Raw genomic sequence first — 639 nt, 5'->3', positions numbered from 1 at the left:
AGATGTGGGTGGTGCCGTCATACGTTGCTGACGTGATCGTGGGCGCAGTCACATTCGAGACGGTGACAGCATTGCCTGTCAGGTCGGCACTGGATGTGGTGGTCTGATCCCAACTGGCAGCAGCGGCTAGATTAAACGTGGTGGTGTCAACGGCTGCTGTGCCATTGTTGTTCAGGATGCCGTTGATGGCGAGCTTGTCGGCAGCGTTGAGTGTCACCGAGAAAGCGGTGGCACTGCTGGCGGTGACGTTGGCGGTGGTTAAGGTGTAGGAACCCGCTTGGCCTGTCAGGGACAGCTTACTCACATCAATGGTATCGCCACCGACGATGTTGACGGCGGACACGGACAAGATACCCGTGCTGGCGTCGTAACTGGAACTGAGGATGCTCGGCGCGGCATTGGAGACGGTGATGCCATTGCCAGTTAAATCCTGAATATTGCCACCAGTGATGACGCTGTCCCAGTCATCAGCTGCGGCGAGGTTATACGTCGTCGAACTGCTGGCGGAGGAGGTGCCGTTCTTGTTCAATAAGGCATCAACGGCAGCAATGTCAGCGCCGGCGAGAGTAAAGGTGAAACTTGTCGCACTGGTGACTTCGACGTTGCCAGTAGTACTCAGGGTGCGGGTGGCACCGCCTT

The 639-nt window shown here is 57.3% G+C and carries 1 protein-coding gene; it reads right to left on the bottom strand.

The features are described 5' to 3' along the window. Positions 1-639: hypothetical protein (locus tag ACO0LH_RS28500; RefSeq protein WP_422944527.1), on the bottom strand; the 639-nt coding region annotated here is incomplete at both ends.

The organism is Undibacterium sp. TJN19, from assembly GCF_049339485.1.
Lineage (GTDB): Bacteria > Pseudomonadota > Gammaproteobacteria > Burkholderiales > Burkholderiaceae_D > Undibacterium.
The sequence above is the reverse complement of the archived record's forward strand: the minus strand, read 5'-3'. Positions and strand labels throughout refer to the sequence as shown.